The 15,458-nt window shown below is 68.4% G+C and carries 14 protein-coding genes and 2 pseudogenes; 6 read left to right on the plus strand and 10 right to left on the minus strand.

Translation table 11 applies throughout. The annotated features are described in order from the left end of the window. Positions 1-236 precede the first annotated feature (236 nt). From P3T39_RS14900 to P3T39_RS14910, 3 genes are all read right to left on the minus strand, one after another. On the minus strand, positions 237-779 hold the full coding sequence (locus P3T39_RS14900; protein WP_280698038.1) for a hypothetical protein: 543 nt from the start codon (positions 777-779) through the stop codon (positions 237-239). Between the two features lie 784 nt (positions 780-1,563). Continuing rightward, a complete protein-coding gene (locus P3T39_RS14905) occupies positions 1,564-2,274 on the minus strand; it encodes a hypothetical protein (RefSeq protein ID WP_280698039.1) in 711 nt (236 codons plus the stop codon). A gap of 231 nt (positions 2,275-2,505) precedes the next feature. Further along, complete coding sequence (locus P3T39_RS14910; protein WP_280698040.1) at positions 2,506-3,087, minus strand: helix-turn-helix domain-containing protein; 582 nt, start codon at positions 3,085-3,087, stop codon at positions 2,506-2,508. 101 nt (positions 3,088-3,188) lie between these two features. Between P3T39_RS14910 and P3T39_RS14915 the strand changes: the two are divergent. After that, a pseudogene (locus P3T39_RS14915) lies at positions 3,189-3,970 on the plus strand (SDR family oxidoreductase). A 27-nt stretch (positions 3,971-3,997) separates the two neighbouring features. Next, positions 3,998-4,366 carry a nuclear transport factor 2 family protein gene (locus P3T39_RS14920; protein WP_280698041.1) on the plus strand — a complete coding sequence of 123 codons (369 nt, stop codon included), beginning with the start codon at positions 3,998-4,000 and terminating at the stop codon, positions 4,364-4,366. A 41-nt stretch (positions 4,367-4,407) separates the two neighbouring features. Here the strand turns inward: P3T39_RS14920 and P3T39_RS14925 are convergent, their stop codons facing one another. Both P3T39_RS14925 and P3T39_RS14930 read right to left on the minus strand, forming a co-directional pair. Next, on the minus strand, positions 4,408-6,495 hold the full coding sequence (locus tag P3T39_RS14925; protein ID WP_280698042.1) for a hypothetical protein: 2,088 nt from the start codon (positions 6,493-6,495) through the stop codon (positions 4,408-4,410). Positions 6,496-6,626: 131 nt separating this feature from the next. After that, positions 6,627-7,952: a helix-turn-helix transcriptional regulator gene (locus P3T39_RS14930; RefSeq protein ID WP_280698043.1), complete on the minus strand. Its 1,326-nt coding sequence runs from the start codon at positions 7,950-7,952 to the stop codon at positions 6,627-6,629. Positions 7,953-8,107: 155 nt separating this feature from the next. On the opposite strand from P3T39_RS14930, the gene P3T39_RS14935 reads away from it, so the two are divergent. Genes P3T39_RS14935 through P3T39_RS14945 form a run of 3 tightly spaced genes read left to right on the plus strand, consistent with a single transcriptional unit; the run spans position 8,108 to position 10,781 of the window. Then, the gene (locus P3T39_RS14935) at positions 8,108-9,100 is read left to right on the plus strand and encodes a Gfo/Idh/MocA family oxidoreductase (protein WP_280698044.1); all 993 of its coding nucleotides are present in this window, start codon (positions 8,108-8,110) and stop codon (positions 9,098-9,100) included. Then, positions 9,097-10,350, plus strand: coding sequence for a DegT/DnrJ/EryC1/StrS family aminotransferase (locus P3T39_RS14940; RefSeq protein WP_280698045.1), 1,254 nt, complete (start codon positions 9,097-9,099; stop codon positions 10,348-10,350). The genes P3T39_RS14935 and P3T39_RS14940 overlap by 4 nt, the downstream gene beginning before the upstream one ends. After that, positions 10,347-10,781: an NUDIX domain-containing protein gene (locus P3T39_RS14945; protein ID WP_280698046.1), complete on the plus strand. Its 435-nt coding sequence runs from the start codon at positions 10,347-10,349 to the stop codon at positions 10,779-10,781. Before P3T39_RS14940 ends, P3T39_RS14945 begins: the two co-directional genes overlap by 4 nt. A 92-nt stretch (positions 10,782-10,873) precedes the next feature. On the opposite strand, the gene P3T39_RS14950 is transcribed toward P3T39_RS14945, so the two are convergent. The 4 genes from P3T39_RS14950 to P3T39_RS14965 form a co-directional block, all read right to left on the minus strand. Beyond that, positions 10,874-11,197 carry a hypothetical protein gene (locus P3T39_RS14950; RefSeq protein ID WP_280698047.1) on the minus strand — a complete coding sequence of 108 codons (324 nt, stop codon included), beginning with the start codon at positions 11,195-11,197 and terminating at the stop codon, positions 10,874-10,876. A gap of 79 nt (positions 11,198-11,276) precedes the next feature. After that, a complete protein-coding gene (locus P3T39_RS14955; protein WP_280698048.1) occupies positions 11,277-12,809 on the minus strand; it encodes a terminase family protein in 1,533 nt (510 codons plus the stop codon). Further along, positions 12,809-13,345 (minus strand): hypothetical protein, encoded by a 537-nt coding sequence (locus tag P3T39_RS14960; RefSeq protein WP_280698049.1) that lies wholly within the window; start codon positions 13,343-13,345, stop codon positions 12,809-12,811. The genes P3T39_RS14955 and P3T39_RS14960 overlap by 1 nt, the downstream gene beginning before the upstream one ends. 214 nt (positions 13,346-13,559) lie before the next feature. Continuing rightward, a complete protein-coding gene (locus tag P3T39_RS14965) occupies positions 13,560-14,165 on the minus strand; it encodes a TetR/AcrR family transcriptional regulator (RefSeq protein ID WP_280698050.1) in 606 nt (201 codons plus the stop codon). Positions 14,166-14,219: 54 nt separating this feature from the next. Here P3T39_RS14965 and P3T39_RS14970 point away from each other — a divergent pair, with 54 nt between their 5' ends. Continuing rightward, positions 14,220-15,083, plus strand: coding sequence for an alpha/beta fold hydrolase (locus tag P3T39_RS14970; protein ID WP_280698051.1), 864 nt, complete (start codon positions 14,220-14,222; stop codon positions 15,081-15,083). A 68-nt stretch (positions 15,084-15,151) separates the two neighbouring features. Here P3T39_RS14970 and P3T39_RS14975 read toward each other — a convergent pair. Next, a pseudogene (locus P3T39_RS14975) lies at positions 15,152-15,433 on the minus strand (transposase); the annotation flags it as partial. Between the last annotated feature and the right edge of the window lie 25 nt (positions 15,434-15,458).

Here is a 15,458-nt window from a genome sequence, read left to right on the forward strand (position 1 = left end):
GAGTCGGGATTCACGTCGGGCGCGATGAAGCCGCGAAGCCCCGTCAGTCGTTCGGCCTCGCCGAGAAGGAATTGGCCGTTGGCGCCGGAGTGGGTCATCTCCTGCCGGAAAAGGACGTCGATGTTGGGATGGTTGGCAGCCAAGTACTCGTACGTCGCGTACCAGTTGTCGTCCCGCGTACGCAGCTGGCCGCCACGGCATTGGAGCGCGCGTGTGCTCGGCTGCAGGAAGGCCGGTCAGGAGGTCTCGCGAACGATCCAAAAGCGGGATTGGCGGTACGCAGTGCCGTTGGGGTCGTCAGCCGCGACGCGAACCGGAGTGTGGAGACACACGACCCGACCGCCCAACTGCTTCTCCTCGGCCGCCAACCACCGCGACTGCCAGAGCATCGCGGCCGCCATACCCGCCAGAAACATGCCGACCGGTATCCCCGTCGCGTAGCTGGCAGTGAGTCCGATCAGCAGTACCAGGAGCAGCGGCTTGGTGAGGCTGCGGGAGAACAGGTCAAAGGTCTTGTCTCCCGCGACCATCTCAGCGGTCGGCGGAGGAGGAGACAGTCGTTCCAGCCTCGTCTCGTACCAGGGCCGACGGACCTTCAGAAGTCCCCAGAATGTCGTCACGAAGAGGATCAGAGTGGTTCCCACGCTCGTCGCGGGGTCCAACTGGTGGGATCCCCCCGTGTAGGCCGGCACGCAGCTCACCAAGCTCACAGGGAGCAGCAGGGACGCCTGAATCCGTACCGACGCGACGAGTCCTACCAGCCGCAGACCACCGCTCACGAAGCATCCCCCCAACTCGACCAAGATCCGCACGATCCTAACGCCGACGAGACGCCCACCCGGGCCTACCCCGTCACCGCTCAGCGGTTCCCCGATACCGCCACCGCCGAGGAAGAGCAGGACCCCGGCACGGACCTTTACCTCACCGGGCGCCCACCGCCGGACTCACCAGCTCGGCCCCGACCGGTAGGAGACCCTGGTCTGCCCCGGCGCGATGGGATTGCTGCTCTGGCCTCCCCGGCGCTCTTCGGCAAATCGGCCTCCAACCACGGTTTGAGCTCTGGTGGGGGCGCCAGATCTGAGTATGGCAAGGGGGAGCCGCGCGCCGATCCAGTCTGCCGGGGGGCAGGGGCGGGTCCGGTGTTCTGGGCCCGCGCAGAGTCTCTGACCAGTGCGATCAACCTTCGATGACACGAACTCGCCTCCGTCAAGGTTCGGTGGCACGCGGTCAAAGATCGGTGTCACAGGACAGCAGGCAGGTGGACACTCGGCGGAGTGGTGCTCATGGGCACTATTTTCGAACAATAGTTCGGATTTGCCAAGCGGGTGCGGCCTGCCCATTGTCGGTGCCTGTGTGGTCGGGTAGCGATGGTTGGCGGATATTCGCGTAGTTGGCGGGCCCGCGGCGGGCGACCGCCTGAGCCGCCGTGGTCGGGTGTCCTGTCGCACTGAAGCCGGCGGATTCTCACTCGGCCTCGTCCATGTTGTCGGATTCTCACCGTTTCGAGTACCGAGCGGAGTTGGCCGCTGGCGGTGCTCCTGCCATCTGTCGATCCCGGCGAGGTCACTGCTGTTGGGCGGCTGGTTGCGCGAGAGTAAGTCCAGCCCACCGATCAAGCTCCTCCGCGTGGCTGCCGACCGCCGTCGCCCGGGCTACCGCCGCGGCTTCCTCAGGCGTTGGCTCACCATTGCGGGAGAGCAGAGCCAGTGGCCAGGCTGGGGTTTCCGAGTGCTCACCGTCGAAGGGGTGCCAGTCCCAGGCCGCGTCGAACCGCCAGACGCGCCCGGCCTGGTCGGCGAGCTCATCGCCTGGTTCGAGGAATGCGTACGGGCGGAACAGCAGCTCGATGCGGATCGGTTCACCGCCGGCCGGATCGAGCGCGTAAGCCTGGTCCTCAAGCTCGGGGTCATAGGTGTCACCCTGCCGCAGGAGGTCGAGGTAGGACGCAGGCCGCGGCAGCATGCCGGTGACCCGGGGCGGATCGAAGTGATAGACCGCCTGGACGTGCACCACGGTCGCGGGAACTCCTACGAGGCATGTGTCACCCGGCCTCAGTACGGTCTCCGCCGGTTCCGTTCGGAAGATCTCCCACTCGTGGGCCTCAGGCGTTGGAAGCGCCCGCTGGCCGTTCCACCGGATGTTCTTGGCCTGCGGGTCCACCTCCAGCCACGGCCACCGTACGGAGACGTAGCAGCGGGAGACCTCGGTGACCGTGGTCTCGGTGAACGGGCACTCCAGCTTCAGCACATCACCGGGCCGGTAATCGTCAATCATGGACGCATTCTGCATGCCCTCACTGGCACGTGACCGAACGGGTACCCGGTTCGCCGACATGCCTGAATACTGCCCATCGCGCGAGCTCCGTTCCACGAAAGCCACCTCGTTTGAGAACAGCGTCCGACGTCATTCCCAGACCACTTGGCAGCCCCACAGGCCGGAGCCCCACGAACTGCCAACTCAGACTGGACGGGACATCGGGCAACTGGGGCGCACAATCCGCTCCGGCTATCCGGCCGCAGCCGGTTGGTGGTGGGCCGCCATCGGTGCTGAGTGGGCCCTGTCGGCCGGTCCCGCCGGTTGCTCGCTGACCTGCAACTGGCGGGTGTAGCGGGCGCGCATGCCGTCGCTGGCGGCGGGGCCCGCAGTGAAGCTGTACGCGTCGCTGTCATCAAGGCGGCGGCCGGTCAGGGCGTCGACCACGACGGGTTCGACTTCCTCGCCGGTCTGCGCGTCCACCAGGATCATGCTGCGCTCTTCGGGGGCCAGGCGGGAGTTGCCCCAGGCTGCCAGCGCGACGATCACCGGGCGCAGGGAACGGCCCAGGTCGGTGAGGACGTACTCGTGGCGCACAGGGTTGGTCTGGTAGGGGCGGCGTTCCAGCAGTCCGTCGGCGACCAGGGCCCTGAGGCGGGTGGTGAGCATGCTGGAGGAGATGCCCAGGCTCTCCTGGAACTGGTCGAAGCGGGTGCAGCCGTCGAAGGCGTCGTGGAGGATCAGCAGCGTCCACCACTCGCCGACGTGCTGCACCGTTGTGGACAGCGGGCACTCCCGGTCCTCCAGCCTGATCCGGCTTGCCAAGGTGACCATCCCCAATGAGTTGGTGCTAAAGTCGAAGTTACTAGCTTCTATTTTAGCAGCAACTGCGGGGCGGCGTAACTACTCGCCTGCACCCGGGATCGGAGCACCCCGTGTCCCCCCTGAGTGATTCCCTCGACGGCAGGCGTGCCCTGGTCAGCGGCGGCACCAAGGGTGCCGGCGCCGCCATCGCCGAACGCCTCGCCCAAGGCGGCGCGACCGTCCTGGTCACCGCCCGCCGCAAGGCCGAGGGCCTCGACCCGAACGCGATCATCACGGCCGACCTGTCCACCCCGGAAGGTGCCACCACCGTGGTCGAGGAGGCACTCGACCGGCTGGGCGGCATCGACATCCTGGTCAACAACCTCGGCGGCTCCGACGCCCCCACGGGAGGGTTCGCGGCCCTGGACGAGGACCACTGGGCCAGGGAACTGAACATCAACCTCCTCGCCGCGGTCCGCCTCGACCGCGGCCTGCTGCCCGGCATGATCGAGGCCGGCAAGGGAGTGATCATCCACGTCTCCTCGATCCAGCGCCGCATGCCGCTGTGGAACGGCACGCTGGCGTACGCCGCAGCCAAGGCCGCCCTGACCGCCTACAGCAAAGGCCTGGCCAACGAGGTCGCCCCCACGGCGTGCGCGTCAACACCGTCGCCCCCGGCTTCACCCAGACCACCGCCGCCGCCGACCTCGTACAGCGGATCGCGCAAGGCTCCGGCATCACGACGGAAGCGGCACTTCAACAGCTGATGAACTCCCTCGGCGGCATCCCGCTGGGACGCCCCAACCGGCCCGAGGAAGTCGCCGAGCTGGTCGCCTTCCTGGCCTCCGACCGCGCCGGCGCCATCGTCGGCGCCGAACACGTCATCGACGGCGGCACCACACCCACCGTCTGACCCCAACCCACCCACGACAGGACCGCCATGACCGAGCACCAGGCCACCCAGGACCGCCCCATCGACCCCACCGCACTCCCCGACGTGATCACCCACTACCTCAACGCCCACCGCGCCCACGACACCGCCGCTGCGCTCACCGCCTTCACCAGCCAGGCCACCGTCACCGACGACGGCACCACCTACAACGGCCCCGCCGCGATCAAGGAATGGCTCACCCGCTCCGCCGGCGAGTACACCTACACCATCGAACTGACCCGCGCACAGCAGACCGACGCCACGCGCTACACCGCCGTCCACCACCTGGAAGGCAACTTCCCCGGCGGAGCCGTCGACCTGCGCTACCAGTTCACCCTCCACGAGGGCAGCATCGAGCGCCTCGTCATCGAGCCCTGAAGCCCCGGGTGCCGAAGGCGGTCGGCCTTGGCACGGTGTGCTCAGGGCCCAAGATGCGCAGACCATCCGGGCCGAACGCCTGCTCGGCAGCGCGCAGTGAATGCCTTTCGCGGACCAGATCGCCCGAGAGTTCGCCCGGCCCGACGTCTTAACCGATCTGCTCGTCGCTCGTCACCAGTTTGGCGCTCGGACCAGATCAGTTGCGACGGAACATGGTGCTCCGCCACAGCTGCGGATTTGCCCGTGAAGCTGGCCGTTTCGACCGCAGACTTGCCAACTGCTGCGAACAGGACGCGTTGGCCCTGGTGACCAGGCAGATCCTTGCTCGCCGCCACGGCTCGGGGGGTCGGTGCCATCTGGTCTGGCGGCAGTCCCTGGAGCTTCTGCACCATCATGTCGGCGGTCATGGTCGCCTGGTGGGCTGCGGCTGCCGCTGCTCGGGCCTGGATCTGCTGGATCTCCTGTGCAGGGTCCTCGATCGGATACCCGGCGTCGGAGAGCATCCTCACAGCGGTCTCCAGCGACAGGACCCCAGCGGTGTAGGCCGTGACCACCTCGTCGAGGACGGCCGCACGGTCCGTCGGCGTGTGCGGGCCCCAGACGAGCTTCGCCGGAAGGCTCTCCCCCGCCGGCCAGCCCTCGGCCCGTCCGGCCTGGTACAGGCGGCAGGCCATCTTGAGGAGCAGCGCGTACTTGTGCGTCCGGGCCAGGCGCATCGCGGCGACCAGCGAGTCAAGAGGGCCGAGAGCGAGCTGTAGGGCGTAGCCGGAGGGGACGGAGGCCGGGTCGATGGTGCCGAGCCCGGAGGACGTGAGACGGGAGTTACCTGCGACGCGGTCGAGGAGGTGGTCGATACGGGAGCGGAGTTCGGCGAGCTGGGCGGAGGTGTCGAGGGTGTGCATGGATCCGCCGTCGGCCAGGGACCAGACGGTGTCGGCGCGGACCTGAAGCGGGAGCGTCGCCCCGGTGGTGCGGTCCTTGGGCAGGCGGACGCCGGACAGGCCGATGATCGGCGTGCCGGTGGTCGCCGAGGCGGCGGCCGAGTCTGAGTCAGTGGCGGCGAGTTCGTCGAGGGTCTGCATGACCTTGGCGATCAGCGGCTGCCCCCAGTGCTCCCCGGCATCCGGGATGGTGTTCGTAAGGTGGACGACGGGCAGGAAGTCGATCATCAGGTCCAGGGCCTGGAGGACTTCGCCGTCGGAACGGACTCGGTAGGCGGCCTTCTCCATGGGCAGGTTGTAGACGTCGTGCTGCGCCTTGAGGTCGTCCAGCAGCCACTCGGCGTCGGTCAGGTAGCAGGTCACGCCGGACGGCCGTCCGGGCGCCCACGGGTAGGTGCGGCTGATCATCCCGCTCTCCGCGACAAGCTGGTCACCGACGATGAGGACAGGGTCGCCGTCTGGCCCGGTAACCCACTCCCGTACCGGGAAGCCGTCCTTCGAAACGCCTGGCTGTGTGGCAGCACCGATCGGCCCGAGCTCGTAGGTGATCCGCCGGAGCCGGGCCTTCAGCCCGCGCCGGTCGTCCTCAGGCAGTTCCCATGCGAAGTGCACCCGGGTCGGGTACTCGGCGGCGTCGGTCTCGTCGTCGGACCACTCAGGGAAGTAGAAGCCAGCATCGATCGTCCGCAGCGCGGGCCGGCCCTTCGACGGCTCCCACGCCAGGGTGTACACGGCGTCCCCGGACCGGATGGCGGCCCGCTCGGCTTGCTGAATCCGAAGGGGCAGCAGTTCCTTCTCCGCCCACGCCCGCAGCTGTTCCTGAACCGCGCGGTGGCCCCCGGCACCCCCCGACACAGGGTCGTTCTGCTGCTCAGCGCCAGGCACGACGATCGTCTGCTCGGAGCCGAGGAGGTAGCCGAGCGCGGTGTCGATCAGCTTCGCCGCATCGCCCAGCTCGCGCCGCTCAAGGCCGGTCTCGTCGCCAGCTGCGGCAGCCAACTGCCCGGCCTGGTTGTGGTCGTAAGCGGCGAGCAGCTTGTACGCCTGCAGGCGGCGCAGGTCCTCCGGTGGAACCCAGCTGGCAGCGAGCTCACCGAACGGACCGAAGCCCCGGCGTGGGGGTGTGGCCATCACCGGCTTGTAGTTCAGCCACGACCAGGCGTCAATGACGAGATCACGCAGGCCCACGGGTGCCCTCCCGGCACAACTCAGGCCCCACGCCACCCATCAGCGTACGCGGACCAAGATCACACGATGGCTCTCGTGTCGCTGGATTTCAAGATCCGCCGCCGGGCCGCCCGTGACCGGATCCCTCCTCGTCAGCTCGCTTTGAGCCGCTCCAGGAGATCGGCGACCCCATCGACCTGCCGATACGGCTTGAACGACGGGACAAGCTCGCGGACCAGGCTGATGCACCGTTCGGCACCGATCCGGCTTGCAAGGTCGAGAGATTGGTTCGTGACGACGAGAGCCTGTTCGACCTCGTGGGCCTGTAGGAGGCTGCGGGCCTCGTAGGTTAGGAAGATCCCGCGGGTCTTGTCACGGGAGCGCGGCAGGAGGCTCATGCCCTCGTCGATGCGGGCGTGGGCTTCGTCGGTGCGGCCGAGGTCGAGCATGCACTGGCCGGAGTCAACGGCCAGGTCAGCTGTGCTCATCCAACGGCACCAGGCGGGTGCCGGGTCTGGGCTGTCGGTCAGCAGGGCGGCCTCGGCGGCGGTTAGGTCGCGGTGGCAGTCGGCGGCAGCTCCGAGGGCGGCGTGTGCGCGGGCCCGGCGAAGGTAGAGCAGGGAGCGGGCGGTGGGGTGCCGGGTGTGGATGAGGGCCTGGCTGAGCGGTTCGACGGCGGCGTCGGGCTGGGTCAGCCAGATCGACTGGTAGGCGAAGTCGGAGAGGACGCCAGCGCCGAGGTCGCGGTCACGGGCGGCGTGCGCGTTGGTGAGAGCCGCGTTCCAGAGCTTCCCCGCCGCGAAGTGCTGGCCCTGGTCGAAGCGGTGCCAGCCGCAGGTGCTGGCCAGGGAGGCGGCTAGCAGGTGGAGTCGTCGACCGATGGGCTCGGTGTACCGACCCTGTTCAAGCAGATCGGTGACCGTATCCAGCTGGGCGTCCATCAGCTTCGCGGTGTGCTGCCGCTGTTCGGTAGGCAGGGAGGTCAGCTTGGCGCTGGTGTCCTCCAGCCAGTCGACCAATTCGCCGTCGACATGTTTGCCGTTCAGAGCGGTGGTGAGCCGGTCGGGTTCGAGGGTGGCCCACTGGGCGGAGAGCCCGGCCAGCGCGAGCGCGCTGAAGGTCATGAAGGTACGGCGACGATGATCCATTGCGGCTCTCTGTGCGTCTCGAAGTGCGTGGACGGTGAACGCCGATCCGAGCGGCACCGGCTGTTCCTGACCGGGCAGCCAGTGAGGCCATTCGTAGGCTTCCAGGTCGCTGATCGGGACGTCGAAGGCTTCGGCGATCAGGAGCTGGGACTCGAAGCTCGGCGTCTTCTTCCAGTTCTCCCACTTGCTGACGGCGGCCTTGTCGGTGCCGGAGCGAAGACCCTCGGGCCTGTTCCTGGCGGCGTGGTGGATGCGGGCCGCGAGGTCGGTCTGGGACCAGCCGCGAAGCGCGCGGGCGTAGGCGAGGGGGTGCCGGATCTGGTCGTCCACGGGGCCAATCCCATCATCGACGGTGACCGTGAGCCTACTGCGCGTACCGGCGGGACTACCCCGGGACTACGGACAACGCCTGGCTGGTGGCCGTGAGTTGGGCTCTACTCGTCGTGCACCGACAAGTTCCTTCACGAAGCGGAAGGAGTCCGCGCATGAAACGACGCGCTGCGGTCATCGGCCTCGGCCACCAGGCGCTCGAAGACCACCTGCCCGGCCTGCTCGGCTCCAGCAGGGCCGAGCTCGTCGCCGTCTGCGACAGCAACCCCGACACCCTGCGGCAGCGACAGGAAACTCTCCAGGTCCCCGGATTCACCCGTGCCGGTGAGCTGCTGGATGCGGTGGCCCCGGACTTCGTGGTCGTCGCCGTCCCGCACCACGCCGGCCGCGAGGTCGTCCAGGAGTGCGCCACCCGGGGCGTCCACGTCCTCAAGGAGAAGCCATTCGCCACCTCGGTGGAGGAGGCCCGAGAGCTCACCCAGGTCTGTGAGGCCGGGCAGGTCGAGCTGATGGTCACGCTCCAGCGGCGTTTCAACCCGATCTACAGCAGCGTCGCCGGGCTGCTGGACCAGATCGGCACCCCGTTCCTGATCGACGGCCAGTACACCTTCCACACCGACGACCCCGGTGCCGGCTGGCGCGGAGACGTCCGCCAGGCCGGCGGCGGCTGCATCATCGACATGGGCTACCACCTCATCGACCTGCTGCTGTGGTACTTCGGCCTGCCCAGCCGGGTCATAGCCGAGTTCTCCACCACCGCGGTCCCCGGCGGCGGATACGACGCGGAGGACACCGCCGTCATCCAGCTTGGCTACGACAGCGACCTGTACGGCTCGGTGCTGCTGTCGCGGTGGGTGGCCCCGAAGACCGAGCGGCTGCACGTGGTCGGCACCCGCGGCTCGGTGCTGCTGACCAAGGGCCAGGTCCAGCGGCTCGACCTGGGCGGCGTGGTCGTGGAGGAGCTGACCCGCCCACACGCGCCGGCATCAGCGTCGGCCGCGCAGATCGACTACTTCTGCCGGGTCCTGGACGGCGAGAGGCCCAACACCTCCGGCCCGGACCAGCACCTCGCGCATGCCGCGTTCATCGCCTCCTGCTACCAGTCCAAGGCGGCGGGGCGCTACATCGACCCGAAGGAGATGCTGTGACCAGTCCTCTCGCCCTGCTCGGCGGAAAGCCCACCATCACCACCACCGGTCCGCACTTCGCCTGGCCGCCGATCGACGACACCACCCGTGCCAAGGTCGCCGCCCAGCTGGAGGAGGCGATCTCCATCCCCGGCCGGTCCGGCGTCGTCGCCGAGCTGGAGGACGGACTGCAGAAGTACTTCGGCGTCCGGCACGCGGTCACCACCAGCTCCGGCACCGCCGCCCTGCACGCCACTTACTGGGCCACGAGGATCAAGCCCGGCGACGAGGTGATCGTCCCGGCCTGGACGTTCCACGCCACCGCCTCCCCGCTGTTCCACCTCCGCGCGGTGCCGGTGCTGTGCGACACCCGGCTGGACGGCAACATCGACCCGAACCGCATCGAGGAACTGATCACCCCGCGTACCCGGGCGGTCATGGTCACCCACCTGTGGGGCAAGCCCGCCGGCATGACCGACATCCTGGAGGTGGCGAACGCCCACGACCTGGCGGTGCTGGAGGACGGCTCCCACGCGCACGGCGCCAGCATCGCCGGGCAGAAGGTCGGCACCTTCGGCCTCGCCTCGGCCTTCTCCCTCAACGGCCCCAAGCCGCTGTCCGGCGGCGAGGGCGGGTTCGTCCTGACAGACGACGACGATACGTACCACCGCGTCATCACGCTCGCGCACTACAACAAGCGGGCCAAGACCGAGATCCCGGAAGGCCATCCGCTCGCGCGGTACGCGGTCACCGGGGCCGGTCTCAAGCTCCGCATCCACCCACTCGCCGCAGCCATCGCCCACGACCAGCTCGCCCGCCTCGACGGCTACCTCGCCGGACGTGCGGAGATCGCCGGCTACCTCACCGATCAGCTCGGCGGGATACCCGGCTTGGAGGTCACCGAGATGTCCGAAGGGGTGATCCCGTCCTGGTACGGCTTGACGCTCACCTACCGGCCGGACGAGCTCGGCGGCCTCCCGATCGAGCGGTTCCATCAGGCGCTGCTCGCCGAGGGCGCCACCGAGTTCGACCGTCCCGGCTCCACCTGCCCCCTCAACCAGCTGGCGCTGTACCAGCAGCCGAGCATGCTGTTCCCCGGCCACCCGCACTCCCATCGCCGGTACAAGGCCGGGGACTTCCCCGTCGCCGAGCACGCCCACGCCCACACGATCAAGCTCCCGGTCTGGCATCGTGAGCAGGATCTCGAACTGGCCGAGCAGTACGTCCGCGCGGCCATCAAGATCAGCGACCATCACAAGGAGCTGCAGTGACCGTCACCTCCCCCGAGTTCGCGGCCCGCCTGGCGGCCGACGCCGAAGCCGCCGGCATCACCGGCTTCGTCGCCGCCGCCGTCATCAACCACGACGGCCGCGTCCTGCTCGTGCGGCGCAACCCCGACGACTACATGGGCGGGATGTGGGAGATCCCCTCCGGGACCGTCGAGACCGGGGAGACCATCCTGGATGCGCTGCACCGCGAGACCATCGAGGAGACTGGACTGACCATCGACCAGGTCACCGGCTACATCGGCCACTTCGACTACCAGAACAGCCGCGGCGGTACGACCCGTCAGTTCAACTTCGCGGCCACCGTGGAGAAGACCGAACCCGTCGTCCTCACCGAGCACGACGCCCACCAGTGGGCGGTCCCCAGTGAGCTGCCCGAGGTCAGTGACGCAGTCCGCAACTTGATCGCTCCCTGACCACAGACGTGTCGCGCGGCCTGGTGCTCGAAGCGTTCGTCGAGAACCAGGCCGCAGTCAGTCAGGCTCACCGGCTCAAGAGCCTTGCCAGCCTACGGCTGGAACGCGCACCCAGCACCGAACGCGTTCTCGTCCAGATCGGCCTGCCGCTCGGGGCCGAGCTTGGCCCACTCAACCGCGCATAGCTCCTGCGACCGCTCCTGGCCGCGAGCGACGATCAGCGACTGCGCAAACCGGCCAGCCACGATCGACCGCTTCTGCTTGGCCTCGAACTGCTCCGCCCATGCCGAGGCGCTGGCAGCCGGGTCGGGCTTCTTCGGAGTCTCCCCTGATGCGGCGATCCACGCGATCCCCCCGGCGACAAGCGCCGCGCACAGTAGCTCAACGGTGATGAGCCGCGCCCCCTTCAGCTTCATGATCGGGACGGTAGCAGCGGAGCCTGACACCTGTTCAGTTTTTGCCTTTGGCCATAAGCCCCCTTGTGGCAGTTACGCCTCATCGGCGACCGTTGAACCGGCCGTCGTCCGGGTTGTTCGGCATCGCGCTGAGCTGGTCGGGGTCGGCAAGTTCGGTCAGCCCGTGCACGGCAGCATCCATGCGGTCCGGTGAGTCCATGCCAGCCACCCAGGTCACCATCTGGCTCTCCAACTGCGAGTAGTGGCCGACGTGGTGGACGCGGCCCTGCTCGTACAGCTGGGCGATCGGTTCAGCGCGGAGGCGCTTGCCGACCTTGGCGGTGACTTCGAGGATCATCGGCATGAGCAGGCCGCGGGTCTCGCCGTCGCGGGCGAGCTGCTCCCACGCCTGGGTGACAACCTGGCGGGCCATGTCACCTCCGTAGTTGGACTCCACCACGATCGCGTCGGCCTTCAGTACCATGGCGAGGCGGCAAGCGGTCAGGCCCCAGTCGTTGGCGCCCATGTTCCCGGAGCGGTCATCCAGGACGTACAGGTGGTCGTCGAAGCCCAGGGCCACGCCGATGACGCCAGTCTCGTCGCCGACCAGGCTCTCGCCGCCGGCGGGGTCGACGGCGACGATGACCCGGGCCATGTCGAGGCCGCTGAAGGTGACGGCGGTGACGCGGTGCTGGTCGATCCATTCGCGCTTCCAGACTCCGCCTTCCTGCGGGCGGGGCTTCTGCTGGTACAGCGACCACCAGACGCGTTCGCCGACGGCGCGCCGTATCCCGGCGAGGGCCTTCTTCCCGTAGCGGGCTGGCCACAGGGGCTCGCCGAGCTTGCGGCCGAGGGCGTCGTTGGGGCTGTCGGCGGTGGCGGGCAGGTCGATGATGATCCAGTCATCTGCGGTCTCGCTGGCGAGGATGCGTCCCGCGAGATCGTCTTCGCTCCACCTGGTCTGGATGACGATCACTGAGCCGCCCGGCTCGATGCGGGTGAGGAGGACGGACTGCCACCACTCCCACAGGCGCTTGCGCATCGTCGGGGACTGGGCTTCGGCGTCGTCCTTGATCGGGTCGTCCACGATCGCCAAATGCGCGCCCTTACCGGTCAGGCCGCCGCCGCCGGCGCAGACGAGACCGCCCGCGTGTCCGGCGATGTCGAACCGGTTCGCCGCCTTCGAGCCGGGGTGGAGGGTAACGCCGATCTGCTCGCCCCAGGTCGTGATGGCGTCGCGAATCCACCGGCCGTGGTCGTCCGCCAGGTCGGCACTGTAGGAGGCGATCATCACGCGGTGGTCGGGCCGCTGCATGAGGTACCACAGCGGCGCCCACCTCGCGGCCCGACGGGACTTGCCGTGCCGCGGGGGCATCGTCAGCAGGAGTCGAATGGACTCACCGGCGGCGATCCGCGCGAAGGCGTCGTCGATGAGCGCCAGGTGCTCCGCCTGCATCTCCCTGCCAGCGGTCAGCAGGGCCGCCATCGAGCCGGGCGACCGCTTCAGCGCGATGTCCCCCTCGACGGCGGCCAGCTCGTCCCGTAGCGCCGGGGATGCCCTTTCGGCGATCGCGCGGCGTCGCTGGGCAGGCAGGGTCCGGTACTGGGCGATCAGATCTACAGGGGCCAGCATCAGCCTTCACCGCCCTCGGAGAAGGCGATCAGCTTCGCCAGCTCCGCAGCGGTCACCGACTCCACCTCGAGCGGCCCGGCATCCGGGCCGGACAACTCGGTGCGGGCAGGGCTGTCGATGCCGAGCAGCCGTGCGTCGCGTTCCAGAATGCGTATCGCCCGGTCGATGGCGGGCAGGTCGCCGTCCTTGACCGCCCGTCGGAACGCGACGAAGAACAGCCGCTCCAGGCGCATGTGGTGGACGACGCGGAGCTCATCCACGGACATGTCGAGGTTGAGGTGCCGCTCCTGGAGGGCCTGGCTAACGTCCTTGCATGCGTACCGGATCAGCGCGGCATCGTCCGGCGGCTCCTTGCCTTTGGTGTAGAGATCGACGCCGTAGCCCTGCGGGTAGGCCAAACCGTCACTGTTGATCACTGGATCAGCCGCGAGCTTCCGGCCGATGGTCAGCCAGTCGACGCCGGCGAGCTTGAGCTCAACGGCGTCAGCGCGACGTTGCGCGATGGCAGCGCGCTGCGCCTTCGTGGGGCGAGCCATGGCGCGGATCCTCCGTCAGGTGCGCCCCCGCTCTGCTTCCATGATCCAGCATCTAATCAATCCAAGGCCAGCGCAGCCTGTTACTCAGGTTGAACTCGCCTTGTCGGTCCCCGGGAGTCGAAACAGTCGGTACGCCGCGGCGACATCGACCATGCTCCGTCGTGGCTCAGGAGTGCGGCGTCATGCAGGACCCGGAACGGGTCCTCGCCGTCTCTCAGGGCGACCGGAACAGCTCGTCCAGGTGATGGGTGAGGATCGCCAGCGCGGCGTCGCCGGTGCGTTGGCCGCCGAGCACGCTTGAGCCGAGGCCGTTGACCATGGCCAGCATTCCGGCGGCCGTCATCTCGGGGTTCTTGCCAGCGTCAATCTCCCCGGCCTGCTGGGCGGCGCGGATCTGCTTGGCGAGGAAGCCCTCGAGGAGGTCGGGCTGCGCCGTTCGGTGTTTCTCCAGCACCTTGGGGTTGCTGAGTACCAGCGTGTAGTAGGCGGCGTAGGTTCTGGTGATCCGGCGGCTCTCCGGATCGGTCGGCAGGATGCACGAAAGGACTGCGGTCACGATGCCGCGCGGTGTGGGCGGGGAGCCCGCCGCGCTGATCCACTTCTCCATGCGGGCCTGGAGTTGGGCGCCGAGCCTGGCCAGCGCGTCCAGCAGCAGCCCTTCCTTGCTCGCGAAGTAGTACTGCACCAGCCGCAGGGAGACGCCGGCTTCGGCGGCGACCGCCCGCATGCTGGCCGACTGCAGACCCTGGGTGTCGGCGATACGCAACAGCGCCTCGGCGATCTGTCGTCTGCGTTCCTCCTGATCGACCCGCTCGTTCATGATGCGACATCCCTCTCGTGGTACACCCGTATCATGCTGTGATACACCTGTATCATGCGAATCAGCCAGTTCAAGAACAACCAGGCCAGAGACCGATTCCGCGCCGCCTACGAACGGACTCTGGAGGAACTGTGGCCGGGGCCGCGGACGGCGCTCGACCTTCCGACCACGTTCGGGACCACCCGCGTCTACCGAACCGGGCCGCAGAGCGGCGAGCCGATCGTGCTGCTGCCCGGCTCGGGCGGAAACGCGCTGATGTGGCACCGGTACATCGACGCGCTGGCTCAGCACCATCCGGTCATCGCCGTCGACGCGATCGGCGAGCCGGGCGCGAGCGTGCAGACCGCCCCGATCGCCGACGGCCAGGACGGCGCTGCCTGGCTGGACGAACTCCTGGCCGCACTGGAGGTGACGGCTGCCCATCTCGTCGGCTGCTCCTACGGCGGCTGGCTGGCGGTCAACCACCAGATCCACCGCCCCGGACGGACCGCCTCCCTCACCCTGCTGGATCCCGCTGGCTTCGCCGACTTCGGCCCCCGGTTCTACGCCTGGCTGATCGCCGGCGGGCTCGCCGCAACAGCGCCACGCCCGCTCCGCCCCCGTCTGGCCCGCCTGGTCGGCAACAGCGCCATCCTGGAGAGCGAACTGATGAGCCTGATGCGCGCGTCGATGGGATTCCGCCGCGCACTCCCGGTGCCCCCGGTCTTCTCCGACGAAGAGCTACACCGCTTGCGTGTTCCCGCACTGTTTCTGCTCGGGGCGCGCAGCGCCATGCACGACTCACGCGACGTCGCCGACCGCATCGGCAGGCTCGTGTCCTCGGCCCGGGTGGAGATCGTGCCCGGCGCCGGCCACGCGTTGCCGACCGACCAGCCGGCTCTGGTGGCCGAACGCATCCTCAATGCCGTCGGGCAGTAGTGCCACCGGGTCGGTCCCGGACTCCTGATTCCTTGTTACCCAGATTGGACTCGCGATGATGTCGGCCATCAGGGCAGGGCGGTGATCAGCCCGGTCTCGGCCAGGCAGCCGTCGATGAGCTGCGGCCGGTACTGGATCTTGCGTAAGCCTCGTCTGACTGTCCGCACGAGGTGGTCCGGATCGGCGAATGCGACATTAGCCAGGGACCCCCGTCGCAGCAGTGACCAGATACCCTCGACCGGGTTGAGGTCGGGCGCGTACGGGGGCAACTGGTAGACGGTGAGCCACTCCTGGGAGGCGATGAACTCCTTCATGCCGGCGGCCAGGTGGGTATTCAGGTTGTCCCAGATCTTGCGTCCTGAACATGAAAGGGAG

Source organism: Kitasatospora sp. GP82 (assembly GCF_029892105.1).
In the GTDB taxonomy this organism is placed as follows: Bacteria; Actinomycetota; Actinomycetes; order Streptomycetales; family Streptomycetaceae; genus Kitasatospora.

What these genes read in the sequence shown, in the direction of transcription:
- P3T39_RS14905 (WP_280698039.1), bottom strand. Translation starts at nt 2,274, where the DNA reads ATGATTGACGATTACCGGCCCGGTGATGTGCTGAAGCTGGAGTGCCCG.
- P3T39_RS14910 (WP_280698040.1), bottom strand. Translation starts at nt 3,087, where the DNA reads ATGGTCACCTTGGCAAGCCGGATCAGGCTGGAGGACCGGGAGTGCCCG.
- P3T39_RS14920 (WP_280698041.1), top strand. Translation starts at nt 3,998, where the DNA reads ATGACCGAGCACCAGGCCACCCAGGACCGCCCCATCGACCCCACCGCA.
- P3T39_RS14935 (WP_280698044.1), top strand. Translation starts at nt 8,108, where the DNA reads ATGAAACGACGCGCTGCGGTCATCGGCCTCGGCCACCAGGCGCTCGAA.
- P3T39_RS14950 (WP_280698047.1), bottom strand. Translation starts at nt 11,197, where the DNA reads ATGAAGCTGAAGGGGGCGCGGCTCATCACCGTTGAGCTACTGTGCGCG.
- P3T39_RS14955 (WP_280698048.1), bottom strand. Translation starts at nt 12,809, where the DNA reads ATGCTGGCCCCTGTAGATCTGATCGCCCAGTACCGGACCCTGCCTGCC.
- P3T39_RS14960 (WP_280698049.1), bottom strand. Translation starts at nt 13,345, where the DNA reads ATGGCTCGCCCCACGAAGGCGCAGCGCGCTGCCATCGCGCAACGTCGC.
- P3T39_RS14965 (WP_280698050.1), bottom strand. Translation starts at nt 14,165, where the DNA reads ATGAACGAGCGGGTCGATCAGGAGGAACGCAGACGACAGATCGCCGAG.
- P3T39_RS14970 (WP_280698051.1), top strand. Translation starts at nt 14,220, where the DNA reads ATGCGAATCAGCCAGTTCAAGAACAACCAGGCCAGAGACCGATTCCGC.